The organism is Streptomyces sp. A5-4, assembly GCF_051131715.1.
Classification (GTDB): domain Bacteria; phylum Actinomycetota; class Actinomycetes; order Streptomycetales; family Streptomycetaceae; genus Streptomyces.
Window position 1 is genome coordinate 3,341,638 of record NZ_CP178591.1, and the last position, 15,627, is coordinate 3,357,264.

A 15,627-nucleotide genomic window follows, 5' to 3' on the forward strand; every position below is an offset into this window, starting at 1 on the left:
CGGGGGTGGTTCGGTGGTGGCTTCTCGACTAGCGGACGTCGAGGAAGTCGCCCGCGGCGGCAACCGGAGTCGACGTGGACGAGCCCGTGAAGTTCCAGCGCCAGTAGCCGTCCTTGACGGACGTGACGGTGGTCGACAGGTTGCCCGAGGCGTTCGTCTTCACCGTCTTGACGGTGGAGTACGTGCTCGTACCCGCGGCGCGGAACTGGAGCTGCACCGGCTGCGCGCTGTAACCGGCGTACTGGAGCGTGTCCCAGTTGGCACGGGCCAGCTTGCCCGTGACCGTGATCGGCTTGCCCTTCTTGACGGGCTCCGGGGCGGCGTTGGCCGTCAGCGTGGAGGCACGCAGGATCTTGGTGGTGCCCGCGACGTTCTTGGTGACGAAGTCACCGTCGGCGCCGACGGCCGAGACCCACAGCTTCCAGGTGCCGGCTGTGTTGTTGTAGACGACTGCGGGGTCGATCACGATGCTGTACTTGCAGGTCGTCGTGGTGGCGTTCACCTCGGTGCAGCTACCGGTCGGGCTCGTCGGCCCGGCGAAGCCGATGGCGTTGTTCGCGGCGTCGGCGCCCGGACCGTTCCAGAGGAACGAGTCGGTCTCGTACATCCCCTCGGGGTCGGTGGCCGTCACCTCCGCCGTGATCGTCTTCTTCGCGGTGGTGCCGAGCGAAAGGCTCTTGCCTCCGTTGACGACCACCTTCGTGATCCGGGTGTCGCCGGACGACTCGTCCTCGTCAGCCGGGGCCTGAGCGGTGAAAGCCGACACCTCGGCCTTCGGTGCCTCGTCCGCCTGCGCGGCCGGTACGGCAAGAGCGGTCAGAGCCAGGGCGCCGGTCACGGCGGCCACAGTGGCGCGTATGCGCAATGTATTTCCCCACATGGAAGCGATCCCACCGCGTTCCCCCCGGCGGGATCTTGGAATGTTGACCAAAGTGTATGGAAGATGTGGAGAGACAGTAAACCGAGTTCTTCGGGCGGAACCTCAGTCGAACCAGCGGTCCTGTTCCATCTCGGCCGTGCGCGACGAGTCCTCAAGGAGCGCCGCCACCTCGAAGCGGCGCGGCCACTGCCCGGCCGACCAAGCGAGGCCCGCGGCCACACCTTCGAGCGTGGCCGCGTGGACCACACCGTCCGGAGTGCGGCGCCAGTCCAACTCGACGCCGCCGGCGAGCAGTTCCTCGTGTTCGAGGTACGTGGCCGGGGTGCCGGCGCCGAGCAGTGTCAGCACCGCTTCGGGGACCTCGCGCACCGTGCCCTGCGAGGTCACCGCCGCGTCCGCCGACTCGCTCAGCCTGCGCACCTGGAAGAGCTCGGCCAGGTCGGCCGCGCGGGCCGGGGCCACCGGGAGCAGCGCCAGGCCCATGGTCAGCGGCAGCAGGTCGGGGGCGTCGGCGACGACCGCGTCCGCCGCGTCGACCACCCGCAGCTCGCCGTCCACCACGGCACGCAGCTCGTCCGGGAGCGTCACCTGGTCGGGGTCGAGGTCGGCCAGGGCGCCGTACAGGGCGTGCAGTTGGCGCGGGGTGACCGTGCGGTCCGGGTCGGCGAGGCGGCCCAGGAGCTCGGCCGCGCCGCCCGGCTCGTCGAGGAGTGCGGCGACGGTGGTCCGTACGCCGAGGGCCCGCAGGACCTGCTCGTCGTCGAAACCGGTCGCGTCCGCGGCGGTGTAGAGCCCGTCGAGCAGCGGGTCGCTGCCCGCCGCGCGCAGCCCCGCGGGACGACGCCCGCCGAGCACCGGGTGGTCGCGCAGCCACCAGGCGGTGTACGGGCGTACGGTCCGCGTCGTGCCGTCCGGCAGCAGGACGCGCACGGGCTGGGTCAGCGCGTCCCGCAGCGGCGGCTCGGCGAGCAGCGCCAGGGCCTGCGGCCAGGCCTCGTCGTCGACCATGTCCAGGTCCCGCACGGCGACGAGCTCGGTGACGACCGGCGGCACGGGCGTCTCGGGCAGCTGGTCGACGACGTCCTCGCACCACACGTCGACGGCGTCCAGCAGACCCGCGTCGTCGGGCTCGGCGAAGTCGCCGTCGCGCGGCTCGAACTCGTCGGGGTCGAGGACGACGTCCGTGGTGCGTACGAGCGCGAAGGTCGCCAGGACACCACAGGCGGTCAGCGGCTGCTCGCCCCAGCGGTCGGCGAGCCCGGTGTCGCACAGGGCCAGCTCGCCCTGGCGCATGATGTCGGCGAACGGGCTTCCCGGGAGCACGAGTTCACCGGCGGGTGACAGCTCGCCGTCCTCGTCGGGGAGGGCCAGCGCGCCCAGCCACGGCTCGTCGCCGGGGGCGAGGCCGGCGTCCCGTACGAGCGCGAGCACGGTCTCGGCCAGCTCCTCCGCGTCCGGGGCGTCCTCGTCCCACACCGCGTGGTCGTCGTCCAGCGAGGCGGCCACGGCGGCCCGCACCTGCGGGGTCGTCAGGACGGCGCGCGGGGTCGCGGGCAGCGCGCCGAGCTTCTCCAGGAGCGGGTGGACGGCGTCGGGGTGGGCCACCTTCAGGCCGAGGCGGCCGAGCTGCTCGGCGCCCGCTGTGCGGCCCTCGTCCGCGCCGGAGCCGGGCAGCGGGAGCAGGACCTGGCGGGGGCCCATCACCGTACGGCCGCCGGCGAGCGGTACCGGCAGCCCGGACAGGTGGTCCGGGTCGACGCCGGCCAGGGACTCGTACAGCCGGCGCCACCAGGACGGTTCGCGCTCGGCGCCCGCGATGCGCTCGATGGCGTCACCCAGCGGCAGCCGGCCGACGCCGAGGGTGCGCAGCTCGGCGCGGCGCTCAAGGCCGGCGGGCAGCAGGGTCGGCAGGACCTCGGCCAGCACGCGCACGGTGTCGGCGCCCGCGCCCACCAGGACCTCCGCCTCGAAGGGGCGCAGCGCGAGGAGTTCGTCGGAGGGGGCGGCCGGGGCGAGGAACGCGACGCGCGGCAGCCGGTCGATGACGGCGGCCCGCAGTGCGCCGTCCAGCTCGCCCTTGCCGAGCGGCCCTGGGACGAGGTCGACGGTGGCGACGGACACGGGCTGCCAGGCGGCGAGCAGTTCGGCGTACGCGTCGGCCGCGCGCTGCACGAGGAAGTCGGTCAGCGGGCCCGGCGCGGGATGCCGGCGGGCGGTGTCCAGCGGCAGGGAGGCGATCAACAGGGCCGGTACGCCCAGGGGTTCGTCGGTGGGCGTCGGTGCGTGCACGACGGGCGCGGTACGGGGGCGCTCCGGTGAGCCTTCGCCGTCCACCGGGACGGCCCAGGTGACCGACCAGTGGGGGCGCAGGCGCTCCTCGACGGGCCGGTCGGCCAGCAGGGCGGCCTCCAGGGGCCCGGTGCGGGTGACGGTGCGCCAGCGCGTGATGCGGGCCGTTTCCGTGCCGCCGGAGTCCTCGATGTGGACGTACGCGTCCGGGGTGGACCGGGCCAACGTCCGGGTGCCCTCGGGCGTTTCGACCACCACGTCGGCGAGGCCGGGCAGGGTCAGGAGCAGTGCGTCGTCGATGCCGGCGAGCAGCCGCTCGGCGAGGTCGACGGCGGCGCCGTCGCGCAGCGGCAGGACCACGACGGTGTCGTACCCGTCGGGAGCGGTGCCCTCGGCGGGCAGCGGCAGCCGCAGCAGGGGTACGTGACCGTCGCGGCGCCGCAGCTCGTCGGCGAGGCCGTTGCCCGCGGCGAGGGCCGCTTCCTGGGCCAACTCGCGGGCCTCCGCGAGGGACCAGCGGACTCCGCCGTGCCGCCCGAGGACGGCGGGCTCGTCGCTGACGGCCAGCACCGCGGCGAACCCGACGCCGAAACGGCCGACCGACGCGCCGCTGGTGTCCTCGCGCTTCGCGGACGCGCGCAGGGTGCTGAGGGACTCCACGCCGATCGCGTCGAGGGGGGCGCCGGTGTTGGCCGCGGCGAGGATCGCCGGGTCGTCGGCGGTGGCGGGGCGCAGGGTGAGCCGGAGGCGGCCGGTGACGCCGGCGCGGGCCGCGGCGTCGGCGGCGTTCTGGGCCAACTCGACCACGAGGCGGTCGCGGTAGCCGCCGAGGGCGAGGTCCTCCTCGGCGTTGGCGTCCTCGCGGAAACGGGCGGGGCTGGCGCTCCACGCGTCGAGTACCCCGCGTCGCAGCCGTGCCGTCCCGAAGGGGTCGGCTTCGTCGGTCGCCCTGACGCTCACGTTTGTCTCCGCTTCTGCTGCCGGTTCACGATGTGCGCCCGAACGTATCGCGCGGGGTGGGGGTGGGGCTGGGGTGCGGACACGCGGGCGGGTGCGGGTTGCCTGCGGCGCTGCTCCCCACCTCGCCCCGTCCCGAAACTGAGGGCGAGCGCCGGGACGCCCTGCGGGCGCGTCCTCAACGCCGGACGGGCTGAATACATCAGCCCGTCCGGCGTTCGAGGACTTCGAAGAGGGGCGGGCAGGGGAACAGCCTCGCCCCACCTACACCCTCAGGAGTGGCCCAGCTCCTCCGAAGGCGCGTCCGGGGTCTCGGACACCGAACCGCCCTCCGGGTCCGGGCGGAGCGTGAACGCGTCCGCCCCCATCGAGTCCAGCACATGCACCGGCCGCAGCGGCGTCGGCATGACCGCGGCCTCCGAGTGCCCCCCGCAGCCGTACGCCAGGGACACCACTCGCCCGTCCGCCGGCGAGAACTCGTTCGCGCACACCCCGAACGCCTGCCGCAACGACCCGGCCAGCGGCACCAGGAACGCACACGACACACACGTCGCGGGCGCGGCCTGCGCCATCGGCGTCTTCGCGCCGTACGCCTCTTCCCAGCGGTCGGCCGCGATGTGCAGCCCGTAGCGCGACAGGACGCGGGCGCGCCGCATCCCCAGCTCTTCGGCGACCGCCGCGATGGAGCCACGGGTCGGCACCAGCGGCAGGGTGGCGGGTGAACCGCCCTCGACCTCGGCGTCCTCCGCCTCGACGAGCTCGGCCATCTCCTCGGAGACGGGCGAGTCCGGCGGCGGGGCGTCGTCGCCCGTGTAACCGGGCTCCAGGCGCAGATCCTCCGCCTCGGTGGGCAGCAGATCGCCGGGGCCCATGTCGCCGGGCCGCAGCCGCTCGCTCCACGGCACCCACTCGGGGGCGAGGAGGGAGTCGGTGCCGGGCAGCAGGACGGACTCATTGACGGTGACGAGCTTCGCGCGGGACGCGCGGGCCACGGTCACCGCCCAGTGCCAGCCCCGGTATCCCGGTTCCTTTGCCTCGAAGAGGTGGGTGACGACCCGGTCACCCTCCGCGAGGAAGGAGAGGTGCTCGCCCACCACACCGGGGAAGGCAGCCTCCTCGGCGGCCTCACGGGCGAGGTCTACCGCCTCGGCGCACAGGCGGTCAGGGGTTCGGCTTCGCGTCGTCGCAGCACTCACAGGTCTCGCTTCTCTCCTACGCCGTCTCACGGGTGCGCCAACGGATGCCCGTACGAGGTACGAGATACGAGGTGCGGGCCGCGGGCGGAGCGGACCGGAGGGCCGCGTCGACGTCCGCGCCCGACCTGTCTCGGTCTCGGGCGCACTTTCTGTCACCCATTCTGCGGGATGACGGAGAGGCGCGCGGCCGAGGACAACCGCCGGTGGCGCGCTACGCACGCTACCCCCTCCGCCGCCCGCCGCCCACACGCACGCCGCCATTACCGGACATCGGGCCCAGGAAAGCCCGCGAGTGCCCGGAATGCCCGGACGAAACCCCCGTCCGAACACCTCGCCGACAGCACGACGAAAAACCGAAAGACGCCCGACCGCCGGGCCCGGAACAGACGATTTTGCGCCATTGCGCCGCTTGGGCGACTTCCGCGGCCCGGCCCAGCGGTCGCGCATTCGGGGCAGTGCGTCCGGCTCGCCGCATCCGGTGCGCCGTATTGCCGTTCATGCCGGGGAGCTTGGGGCACTATGACGGAGTGGTTGCCGCAAATCGGTCCGACGGATCCGGTCCACTGCGCCGAGCGGGCCGGTCGGTGGGTCGTGTCCTGCACCTGCCCTTCACCGGTACGGCGAAGGGGCTGCGCCGGGCGACGCACGCGCACGGCGCGGGCGAGTCGGGTCTCGGAAAACTGATCGAGCTGCACGCCGTGAACGGCGCGGGCGACGTCATGATCACCATCGCCCTGGCGTCCACCGTCTTCTTCTCCGTACCCACGGACGAGGCACGCGGCCGCGTCGCGCTCTACCTCGCCGTCACCATGGCGCCCTTCGCTCTGCTCGCCCCGGTGATCGGCCCCCTCCTGGACCGCATCCCGCACGGCCGCAGGGCGGCGATGGCCGGGGCGATGCTGGCGCGCGCGCTGCTCGCGCTGACGATGTCGGGCGCGGTGGCGACGGGCGGCCTGGAGCTCTATCCGGCGGCGCTGGGCGTCCTGGTGTCGTCGAAGGCGTACGGCGTGGTGCGCAGCGCCGTCGTACCGCGCCTCCTGCCACCACGGTTCTCCCTGGTGAAGGCGAATTCCCGGGTGACCCTCGCCGGGCTGCTGGCGACGGGCGCGGCGGCGCCCGTCGGCATCGGGCTCCAGCAGCTCGGGCCCGCGTGGCCGCTGTACGGGGCGTTCGCCCTGTTCATAGTGGGTACGTTCCTGGCGTTCACCATGCCGCACAAGGTCGACTCGTCGAAGGGCGAGCGCAAGGCGATGCTCCTGGAGCACGGGCACGCGCCGCGCCGGCCCGGCCTGCGCACCGTGGGGCCCTCCGTACTGCACGGGCTGCAGGCGAACGCGGCGCTGCGCGGCCTCTCCGGGTTCCTGATCTTCTTCCTGGCGTTCCTGCTGCGCCAGCATCCGCTGTCCGGGCAGAGCGCCGCCGTGTCCCTGGCGGTCGTCGGCGTCTCGGCGGGCGTGGGCAACGCCTGCGGCACGGCCATAGGTGCCGGGCTCAAGTCCCGTGGCCCCGAGCTGATCATCGCGACCGTGCTGGCGGTGACGCTGGGCGTGGCCATCTGCGCGGCGCTGCTCTTCGGTGGGCTGATGGTGGCGGTGCTCGGCGCGACGGCGGGCCTGTGCCAGGCGCTGGCGAAGCTCTCGCTGGACGCGCTGATCCAGCGCGACGTGCCCGAGGAGGTGCGTACGTCCGCGTTCGCCAGGTCGGAGACGCTGCTCCAGATGGCCTGGGTGGTGGGCGGTGCCATCGGCATCGCGCTGCCGCTCAACGGCGTCCTGGGCATGTCGGTCGCGGCGGGGCTGATCGCGACAGGGGCGGCGCTGTCCGTACGTGGGCTGCTGTCCGCCGCCAGCCGCGGTCAGGCGCGGCCCCGCGTCGCGTGAGACGGCGGGCGGCGCTCCGGAGCGCGCGGGTGGGGCGGATTCGTACAGCGCGGCGCGGCACGCCGCACCCCCGCGTCGCGAGAGCACGGCCGCCCGATAGCCTTCGGCCCATGACCGTTGCGCTTCTTTCCGGTAAGGGCCGCCGCACCGCCGCCGTCCTCGGTGCCGTTTCCGCCGGACTCCTTGTCCTGTCCGCCTGCGACAAGCCGACGCCGATCGCGACCGTGACGGTCGGCTCCAACTCGGTGAATACCGAGGCGAACTGCTACAACGACGGCGACGCGGTCAAGGAGTCCCTGCTCCAGGGCTGCTTGACCAAGAAGGCCGAGAAGACCATCAAGGTCGGCATGGACGACAAGGTCCGCTTCGGCGTCGACCCGGACATCGCCGACCACGGCTGGACGCTCTTCATCAACGGCCAGCCCGCCGAGCAGGAGCCGTACAAGAACAGCTACCGGACCATCCCGGGCAGCGCCTTCTTCACCCCGCAGCAGCAGGCCCAGCCGGGTGCCCCGATGCCGCCGGCGCCCAAGGACGCCCAGGTCAGCGTCGTCGAGACGTCGGGCAAGAAGCTCACCGGCATCTGGCACTTCAAGCTGGAGAAGTCCTCCTGACCGGGAGCACCCCCTGATGCGTGTACTTGTCGTGACCGCGGTCCCCGCCGAGCGGGACGCGGTCACGCGCGCGTGGCGCCCCGATGCGGCGCCGGATGCCACCCCGATCGATGCCACCGCGCCCGACGCGCCCACGCCCGTCGTGGCCGGTGACGTCCTGCTCGATGTGATCGCCGCGGGTGTCGGGCCCGCGGCGGCTGCCGCCGGAGCCGCGACCGCGCTGACCAGGCACGCGTACGCGCTGGTGATCTCCGCCGGTATCGGCGGCGGGTTCCCGGCCGTGGCGCCGCTCGGCTCCGTCGTGGTCGCGGACGCGATCGTGGCGGCCGATCTGGGCGCCGAGACCCCCGAGGGCTACGTCCCGGTGACCGGGCTCGGCTTCGGGACCGTGGAGCACCTGCCACCGGCCGCGCTGGTACGGGCGGTGGCCGATGTCACCGGCGCGATCACCGGCACGGTACTGACCGTCTCCACCGTGACCGGCTCCGCCGCCCGCACCGCCGAACTGCGCGCCAGGCACCCGCGCGCCGCCGTCGAGGCGATGGAGGGCTTCGGGGTCGCCGAGGCCGCCGCACTGCACGGGGTGCCCGTCCTGGAGATCCGCGCGGTGTCCAACGCCGTGGGGCCGCGCGACCGGGCGGCCTGGCGCATCGGGCCGGCCCTGGCCGCGCTCGGCGCGGCGTTCGGGAAGCTCGTGCCCGTACTCGAACGTTGGGAAGACCATGACTGACGCGTTGCAGATCGCCTACTCCCCCTGCCCCAACGACACCTTCGCCTTCGACGCCCTGGCGCACGGCCGGGTGCCGGGCGCGCCCGCGCTGGATGTGACCTTCGCGGACATCGACATCACCAACGGCATGGCGGAACGCGGCGAGTTCGACGTGCTGAAGGTGTCGTACGCGGTGCTGCCGTGGGTCCTTGAGGAGTACGCGCTGCTGCCCTGCGGCGGGGCGCTCGGGCGCGGCTGCGGGCCGCTGGTCCTGACCCGCGAGCCCGGCGTCGACCTGACGGACAAGCGGGTCGCCGTGCCGAGCGAACGCTCGACGGCGTATCTGCTGTTCCGGCTGTGGGCGGCGGAGGCGGTGCCCGGCGGCGTCGGCGAGATCGTCGTCATGCCCTTCCACGAGATCATGCCCGCGGTCCGCGACGGCAGGATCGACGCGGGCCTGGTCATCCACGAGGCGCGCTTCACCTACCAGGAGTACGGGCTGCACTCGCTCGCCGACATGGGTGAGCACTGGGAGGCCACCACCGGCCTGCCGATCCCGCTCGGCGCGATCATCGCCAAGCGGTCCCTGGGCACGGAACGCCTGCGGACTTTGGCCGAATCCGTACGTACCTCGGTGCGAATGGCCTGGGAGAACCCGGAGGCGTCACGCCCGTACGTCCTGGGGCACGCCCAGGAGATGGACCCGGCCGTGGCCGACCAGCACATCGGGCTGTACGTCAACGAGTTCACGGCGGATCTCGGCGAGGACGGCTACGCGGCGGTGCGCGGACTGCTGACACGGGCGGCGGCCGAAGGCCTGGTCCCGGCGCTGGGTCCTGCCGCGCTGGCCTTCGTCTAGGCGGGTCGTTTTCAGGACCGGGGGCGCGTGCACCAGCACTTACCCGTCCCTCATGGTCTCTCCAGCTCGGCGCAGTGGCAGTTCGGCCAGCATCACGGCGAACACCGGAGAGTCCGGGAAGGGCTGACGCCCGCCCACCTTGTGGAACCCCCACGACTCATACAGGGCCCGCACCCTGGGGTGCTCCGTGTCGACCAGGAGGACGGCGAGGTCCTCGGCCCGGCGGTCGAGCAGCGCTCGGGTGAGCCGCTCGGCCGTTCCGGTCTTCCGCCACTTCGTACAGACCGCCAGCTCGGAGTAGGCGAACGTCCGGCTGTTGTCCGGCGCGGCGGCGAGGTGCTCGCGCCACCACTCGCGCTGGGGAGTCGCCGGGGCTCCGTACGCGAAGCCCACGGCTTCGTCACCGTCGTAGGCGATCACACAGGCGAAGTCCGGGCTCCCACCCCAGTGGTCGACGAACCAGGGGAAGCGCTGGTTGAACTCGTCATCCATCGCGTCCGCATAAGCACCGGCGTGATTGGCGGTCAGAACCTCCCAGCATTTTGGCAGGACACAGACGCGAGCACTCTTTCGCGTTTCGGGTTGACCTCTGGCGGCGCCGCCCCCAGCATGACTACTGGACCAGTCCACTAGTCAGGGGAAGAAGCAATGGCACTGCCCAAGTACGACCAGATCGCAGGTGACTTGCGCGGCAGGATGGTGCGCGGCGAACTCGCGGCGGGACAGAGCTTGCCTTCCGAGCGGGAGCTGACGGAGCGCTGGAACGTCTCGCGCAGCACCGTCGTCAAGGCGCTGGACGTCCTCCGCCAGGAAGGGCTCGTGGAGACCCGGCAAGGTACGGGCTCCATCGTCAAGGAGCGGACTCCGCTGGCCCGTACGGCAGGCGAGCGGTACGCGACCTCGATCGCCACCGGCAACATCTACACGGCTGGCGAGTACGCGGAGATCGTGTCCGCCGAGATGGTCGCTGCTCCGCAGGAAGTGGCCACGGGGCTCGGCATCGAGGTGGGCGAGAACGTCGTCCGGCGCCACCGCGTCACCTTCGAGGGCGAGACGCCCACCGCCACCTCATTCTCGTGGTTCGCCGCCGATGTCGCGGAAGCGGCTCCCCGGCTGCTCCGGCGTGAGCGGATTCGTGAGGGCACCACACGTTACGTGGAATTGCAGACCCAGCGGCGTCCGCACACCGGCCGCGACTGGTGGACTTCCCGACTGGCCACGGACGAGGAGCTGGGGTTGTTGCGGCTGGACGGGCCGGCTGCCGTCGCCGAGGCTCGTCACGTGGCCTACGACGCCGAGGGCCGTGCACTGACGTACGAGGTCGGCATCACCCCGTCAGGCCGCTGGTCGCGGACGGAAGAATATTCGATGACCAGCTGAACGTCCGTCAACTCCCGCATGAGCCCCCACCGTTGGCGGGGGCTCTTTCGTGTATACCTCTTGACCTGACTGGTCCACCGGTGGACCATTCCGCTACGGAGCGTTCCGTGGGGAACGCCGACAGTAGCCCCAGGGGACACCATGCCCAAAGAGGTCAGTCAGCGCGATGCCCTTACTGCTACGCCACGCCCCACAGGCCACCCCGGTTACTCCCAGACGCTGCCTCGTGAGCCCGAGAGTGCGGGAGTGGCCCGTCGGTTGGCGCGTAACGCACTGGCTGCCTGGGGCCAGGACGGGCTCGTCGAGGACGCCGTGCTGATCATCACCGAGCTGGTTTCCAACGCGGTCGACCACGCCGGTTTCGGCTCGATCAGGGTCATCGTCTCGCGGCCTTCCGACGAGTACATCCACATCGGTGTCATGGATCGTTCCCGCGCCATCCCGCACATGCGGACGGACTCCGACGGCTACCAACTCCGGGGCCGGGGGCTTCTGATGGTCGACGCCCTGACCGAGCGGTGGGGGACGGACCTGCACCGCTGGGGCAAGCAGGTCTGGGGCGAGTTGAAGTGCGACGGCCCGCCCTGACTCCCGTCCCTCGCGAGGGGTAACCCATAACCGCACCAGCGAAGGAGACTTCCCATGACCGACAGCGGAAAGCACAGTGGTCCGCCCTCCGACAAGCCGTGGACTCCACCGAGCCCATCCGAGCCGAGTCCTGACGGGTCGGGGCCCAAGAAGTGATCCCTCCGCGAGCACAGGAAGGTCACGCCTCCCTCGTCCGGTCACTGGACGAGCGCGGCCTCCTGCCCCCGCCCTGGCGGCAGGTGTGGGAGAAGCTGCCGCGTCACCGCTTCGTGCCGCGCGAGATCTGGCGGCAGGGCCCGGAACGGTGCGAGCCCGTCGAGACGTACGACGACTGGTGTGACCTCGTCAGTAGTGACGAGCCGGTGGTCATTCAGGTGGACGACGGGAAGGAGGACGGGCCGGGCGTGGCCACCTCGTCCAACTCGATGCCGTCCATGGTCGCCAAAATGCTCGACCTTCTCCAGGTCGAGCACGATGACCGGGTTCTGGAGATCGGCACGGCATCAGGGCACGTGGCGGCTCTGCTGGCCGAGCGCCTCGGGGATCACAACGTCCACAGCGTCGAGATCGACCCGTTCATGGCTGCCATGGCGGCCGAGCACCTGCGCGCGATCGGGTACGCGCCGAACCTCCGGCTCGGTGACGGAGAGGAGGGCTGGCCGCAGAAGGCACCCTTCGACCGGCTCATCTCCACCTGCTCACTCCGGCATGTGCCGTACGCGTTCGTGGAGCAGGTCCGGCCCGGCGGCACCATCGTGGCCCCGCTGTACCGCGACTTCTGGAGCGGCGCCCTGGTCCAGCTCACCGTCCAGGCGGACGGACGGGCACGGGGGCGCTTCCAGGGCGGGGCCTCGTACATGCCGATGCGCTCTCAGCGGACGGCGGCAGCCGTAGAGGTCGACTCCTCCACAGCGCGCTCCCGTAGCGCCGGCCTGGACCCCGAGGAACTGCTGTCTCTGGGTTTCGCCCTGTACGCCGGGGCCCGCCTGCCGGGTGTCTGGATGCGGCACACCCGGACCGACGGCACCGTTCACGTGTGGGCACGCGGCCAGGACGGGTCCGCGACGTCCACCGCGACGGGCGAAAACGTCTGGCAGTACGGTCCGCGCGACCTGTGGACGGAGATCGAGGTCGTACATCGCGAGTACGTCGCCATCGGCAGCCCCGACGCCGGAAGTTTCGGCCTCACCGTCACACCCCGGGGTCAGCACACCTGGACGCACCGGCCGGAGGCGATCGTGTCCCCCATGGGGGACGGCATCCACCGCTGATTTCCCGCGCCGCGCCGGGCCGGCGCGGGAGGACCCGGCGTCACACGTCCAGCTGGTCCGCCACCGCTCTCAGCAGGCCCGCGATCTGCTTGCCCGCCGCCTTGTCCGGGTATCGGCCGCGCTCCAGCATCGGCGTGATGTTCTCCAAGAGCGTCGTCAGGTCCTGCACGATCGACGCCAGCTCGTCCGGCTTGCGGCGCTGGGCCGCGGCGACCGAAGGGGTCGGGTCGAGGATCGAGACCGATAGCGCCTGGTCACCGCGCTGGCCCGCCACGACGCCGAATTCGACGCGCTGGCCGGGCTTCAGGGCGTCGACTCCGGCAGGGAGCACCGACGAGTGGACGAAGACGTCGCCGCCGTCGTCGCGGGAGAGGAAGCCGAAGCCCTTCTCGCTGTTGAACCACTTGACCTTGCCGCTAGGCACGTCTGTCCTCGTCCTCGTACTCGTCGGGTCCCGGCCGAACCGGGAAACGGGAAAACGGCTCTGGATAGCAGTACAGCGGGTCGCAAGACCCGCTCCCACCAAGGCTAATGGTCCGGAGGCCGGTGACAAGACGTCGCCGGATTGTTCCTCCGGGCAGGGAACTACCCTGGCCGGGTGAGTAATGAAACCCCGTCGGCCAAGGCCGACTCAGGCGACCGGCTGGTCCGGGTCGGCGCGATCGTTTTCTTCATCGGCGCACTGGCCACACTGGTCACAGTGGCCCCGCTGTTCCTGGGCACGGACCCGTTCCCGCCCGTCGCGTACGCCGTGTGCATGCTGATGGGTCTCGGCTTCGTCATCGCCGCGGCCGGGGTGCTGCGGTCGATCTCCGTGCAGCGGCGTCAGGCCCGCGCCGTGCAGTAGGACGCGGAGCAGGACGTGCGTTAAGCCGCGCCGTGGCCGCGCAGCCAGGCCGGGAACGCCACGAGGTCCGGCAGGACCACGTCCGCGCCCGCCGCGCGCAGTTCGTCCGCCGTGCAGGGCCCGGTCGGTACCGCCACCGCCAGCGCGTCCGCCGTGTGCGCCCCGCGCACGTCCCCCGTGTGGTCGCCGACGTACACGGAAGCGCCGTGCTCGCGCAGCGCCTCCGCCTTGGCCTCCGCCCACAGCCAGCCGACGACCGCGTCCGGCTCGATGCCCAGGTGCTCCAGGTGGAGCTTGGCGTTCGGCTCGTGCTTCGCCGTGACGACGATCGCCCGCCCGCCCGAGGCCCGCACCGCCGCCACCGCCTCCCGCGCGCCCGCCATCGCGGGGGTCGGCGCGATCGCGTACGCCGGGTAGATCTCGCGGTAGCGCTCGACCATCTCCGGGATCCGCTCGTTGGGGAACCAGTGCGCCATCTCCTGCTCCAGCGGCGGCCCGAGCCGGGTGACCGCGAGATCCGCGTCGATGTGCACCCCGGTCTCCTCGGAGAGTGCCAGGTAGGCGGCCCTGATGCCGGGCCGGGAGTCGATCAGTGTCATGTCGAGGTCGAATCCGACCGTCGCGGGAAGCGTTGTCCTGGGAACCATGAGAGTTATTGTGCCGACCCTGGCGACCGGCCCCCCGCCCGTAGACTTAGCCAAGCCCACCACCCTTCGGGTTGGGTCAGATGCAAGCCGCCACCCACCCCCGACGCACTCTGGTGACCCGTCGCACCGGCTGGACCGCCGTGGCCGTGGTGGCCCTGCTGCTCTCGGTCCTGCTGAGCCTCACCGTCGGGGCGCGGACCATCCCGCCGACCGAAGTCGGGGTCTGGGGCGGAGGACCGGGGGTCTGGGGCGGAGCCCCAGCTTCAGGAAGGGGCGGGCAGGGGACAGCGCCGCAGGCGACCCGCTCCCCGCTACCGCCTCCGCGCCCGCCACACCAGGTACAGCGCGGAGGCGACCGCCGCGGCCCGCAGGACCACCGGCCACGTCTCCGAAAGCGCCGCGCCCATCGCGTCCTTGGCGATCGGCTCGCCCCACCGCCCGTCGAACCGGCCCCACAGCCAGAGCACACCGCCCGCGGCGACCAGGCCCGGCAGGCCGAGCACGATCCACTTCGCCTCGGCGCGGCTGATCCTGCGCGAGGCGTAGGCGAGCAGCCAGCCGCCGCCGAGCACGATCGGGTTGCCGATGGCGGCGCCGACGACGAGCAGGGCGGCGGCCGTCAGGAGCAGGACGTTCGCGCGCGGGCGCAGCACCTCGGCGTCGGTGACGACCACGGCCCTGCGGCGCCGGAACCTCGGACGGCGGCGCGGGACGTCGTCCGCGTCCGCTGCGTCGTCCTCGTCCTCGGGGTCGCCGTCCGCGTCCTCATCGCCCTCGTCGTCCTCTTCGGGCGGCGGCTTGAGTATTTCGGGGATCTCCACGCCGCCAACGAATCCGGGCACCGAGATGCCCGCTCCGAACGGACCCGGTTCGACCCGCCACCAGTCGGGCTCGCTGCCCTGCGGGCCGAGCTCGTCGGTGCCTGCGAGGTGCGGCGGCGAAGCGGCGGTCGACGGCGCCGACTCCACGGGCCGGTCCGTGTCCGCCGTCCCCCGCGGCCGGGGAATCCGGCGTGGCCGTCCAACACGCCCCGCCCGGCCCGACTGCTTGTCCCGCTGCTCCGGCAGCGCGACCGGCTTCGTCGCAGGTCCGGGCAGGGTCCCGGACGACGCGGCCTGCACGAGCTCGCCGGGGGATCCCATTCTGCCGATGATCCGCCGCACCGTGGCGGGGTTGTCCGTGCCATGCTTCGAGCGCTGGTGGTCGATCTGGTCACGCAGGGTCGCCACCAACCGCATCCGTGTCCCCGAGGGCAGCTGATGTTGCTGCGCCAGGTCGCCGACCCGGCTCAGAAAGTCGTAGACGAGCTGATCGCTCTCGATCCCCACCGGCGGTCCGTCCCCTCACCCTCCATCTGCCCTGCACCGACCGTAGCGCCACACCGGCTAACGTGGGGCGGATGGGGACCAGCGAGCGCAACCGGGAGGCGCACGTGTCCGAAGGAACAGGCACTACGCCACCACGCAGCCGCGCGGAGGCCCCGAAGTCCGGCGCCGGCGCGACCAGCACT

General features: G+C 72.2%; 15 protein-coding genes. 8 read left to right on the plus strand and 7 right to left on the minus strand.

What is annotated here, in order from left to right; all coding sequences use genetic code 11:
- Window positions 1–28: 28 nt before the first annotated feature.
- The 3 genes from ACLLJJ_RS15280 to ACLLJJ_RS15290 all read right to left on the minus strand — a co-directional run bounded on the left by ACLLJJ_RS15280 (window position 29) and on the right by ACLLJJ_RS15290 (window position 5,322).
- Window positions 29–838 carry a calcium-binding protein gene (locus ACLLJJ_RS15280; protein ID WP_434591189.1) on the minus strand — a complete coding sequence of 270 codons (810 nt, stop codon included), beginning with the start codon at window positions 836–838 and terminating at the stop codon, window positions 29–31.
- A 144-nt stretch (window positions 839–982) separates the two neighbouring features.
- On the minus strand, window positions 983–4,129 hold the full coding sequence (locus tag ACLLJJ_RS15285; RefSeq protein WP_434591192.1) for a sacsin N-terminal ATP-binding-like domain-containing protein: 3,147 nt from the start codon (window positions 4,127–4,129) through the stop codon (window positions 983–985).
- A gap of 269 nt (window positions 4,130–4,398) precedes the next feature.
- Complete coding sequence (locus tag ACLLJJ_RS15290; RefSeq protein ID WP_434591195.1) at window positions 4,399–5,322, minus strand: DUF3027 domain-containing protein; 924 nt, start codon at window positions 5,320–5,322, stop codon at window positions 4,399–4,401.
- Window positions 5,323–5,819: 497 nt separating this feature from the next.
- Between ACLLJJ_RS15290 and ACLLJJ_RS15295 the strand changes: the two genes are divergently transcribed.
- The 4 genes from ACLLJJ_RS15295 (at window position 5,820) to ACLLJJ_RS15310 (ending at window position 9,384) form a co-directional block, all read left to right on the plus strand.
- Window positions 5,820–7,202, plus strand: a complete 1,383-nt coding sequence (locus ACLLJJ_RS15295; RefSeq protein ID WP_434591198.1) for an MFS transporter — start codon at window positions 5,820–5,822, stop codon at window positions 7,200–7,202.
- 110 nt (window positions 7,203–7,312) lie between these two features.
- Window positions 7,313–7,816 carry a DUF2771 domain-containing protein gene (locus ACLLJJ_RS15300; RefSeq protein ID WP_434591200.1) on the plus strand — a complete coding sequence of 168 codons (504 nt, stop codon included), beginning with the start codon at window positions 7,313–7,315 and terminating at the stop codon, window positions 7,814–7,816.
- 16 nt (window positions 7,817–7,832) lie between these two features.
- Window positions 7,833–8,546 (plus strand): futalosine hydrolase, encoded by a 714-nt coding sequence (locus tag ACLLJJ_RS15305; RefSeq protein ID WP_434591202.1) that lies wholly within the window; start codon window positions 7,833–7,835, stop codon window positions 8,544–8,546.
- Complete coding sequence (locus tag ACLLJJ_RS15310) at window positions 8,539–9,384, plus strand: 1,4-dihydroxy-6-naphthoate synthase (RefSeq protein WP_434591205.1); 846 nt, start codon at window positions 8,539–8,541, stop codon at window positions 9,382–9,384. Before ACLLJJ_RS15305 ends, ACLLJJ_RS15310 begins: the two co-directional genes overlap by 8 nt.
- A 39-nt stretch (window positions 9,385–9,423) precedes the next feature.
- Here the strand turns inward: ACLLJJ_RS15310 and ACLLJJ_RS15315 are convergent, their stop codons facing one another.
- A complete protein-coding gene (locus ACLLJJ_RS15315) occupies window positions 9,424–9,933 on the minus strand; it encodes a GNAT family N-acetyltransferase (RefSeq protein WP_434600430.1) in 510 nt (169 codons plus the stop codon).
- Between the two features lie 99 nt (window positions 9,934–10,032).
- On the opposite strand from ACLLJJ_RS15315, the gene ACLLJJ_RS15320 reads away from it, so the two are divergent.
- The 3 genes from ACLLJJ_RS15320 to ACLLJJ_RS15330 all read left to right on the plus strand — a co-directional run bounded on the left by ACLLJJ_RS15320 (window position 10,033) and on the right by ACLLJJ_RS15330 (window position 12,623).
- Window positions 10,033–10,764: a GntR family transcriptional regulator gene (locus ACLLJJ_RS15320; RefSeq protein ID WP_434591207.1), complete on the plus strand. Its 732-nt coding sequence runs from the start codon at window positions 10,033–10,035 to the stop codon at window positions 10,762–10,764.
- A gap of 141 nt (window positions 10,765–10,905) precedes the next feature.
- A complete protein-coding gene (locus tag ACLLJJ_RS15325; protein WP_434591210.1) occupies window positions 10,906–11,352 on the plus strand; it encodes an ATP-binding protein in 447 nt (148 codons plus the stop codon).
- 152 nt (window positions 11,353–11,504) lie between these two features.
- Window positions 11,505–12,623: a methyltransferase domain-containing protein gene (locus ACLLJJ_RS15330; protein WP_434591213.1), complete on the plus strand. Its 1,119-nt coding sequence runs from the start codon at window positions 11,505–11,507 to the stop codon at window positions 12,621–12,623.
- 40 nt (window positions 12,624–12,663) lie between these two features.
- On the opposite strand, the gene ACLLJJ_RS15335 is transcribed toward ACLLJJ_RS15330, so the two are convergent.
- Window positions 12,664–13,047, minus strand: a complete 384-nt coding sequence (locus ACLLJJ_RS15335) for a cold-shock protein (protein WP_434591216.1) — start codon at window positions 13,045–13,047, stop codon at window positions 12,664–12,666.
- A 174-nt stretch (window positions 13,048–13,221) separates the two neighbouring features.
- On the opposite strand from ACLLJJ_RS15335, the gene ACLLJJ_RS15340 reads away from it, so the two are divergent.
- The gene (locus ACLLJJ_RS15340; RefSeq protein WP_434591218.1) at window positions 13,222–13,470 is read left to right on the plus strand and encodes a hypothetical protein; all 249 of its coding nucleotides are present in this window, start codon (window positions 13,222–13,224) and stop codon (window positions 13,468–13,470) included.
- Window positions 13,471–13,490: 20 nt separating this feature from the next.
- On the opposite strand, the gene ACLLJJ_RS15345 is transcribed toward ACLLJJ_RS15340, so the two are convergent.
- Both ACLLJJ_RS15345 and ACLLJJ_RS15350 read right to left on the minus strand, forming a co-directional pair.
- Window positions 13,491–14,117: an HAD family hydrolase gene (locus ACLLJJ_RS15345; RefSeq protein WP_434591221.1), complete on the minus strand. Its 627-nt coding sequence runs from the start codon at window positions 14,115–14,117 to the stop codon at window positions 13,491–13,493.
- A gap of 311 nt (window positions 14,118–14,428) precedes the next feature.
- Window positions 14,429–15,445 (minus strand): hypothetical protein, encoded by a 1,017-nt coding sequence (locus tag ACLLJJ_RS15350; protein ID WP_434591224.1) that lies wholly within the window; start codon window positions 15,443–15,445, stop codon window positions 14,429–14,431.
- Window positions 15,446–15,627 lie beyond the last annotated feature (182 nt).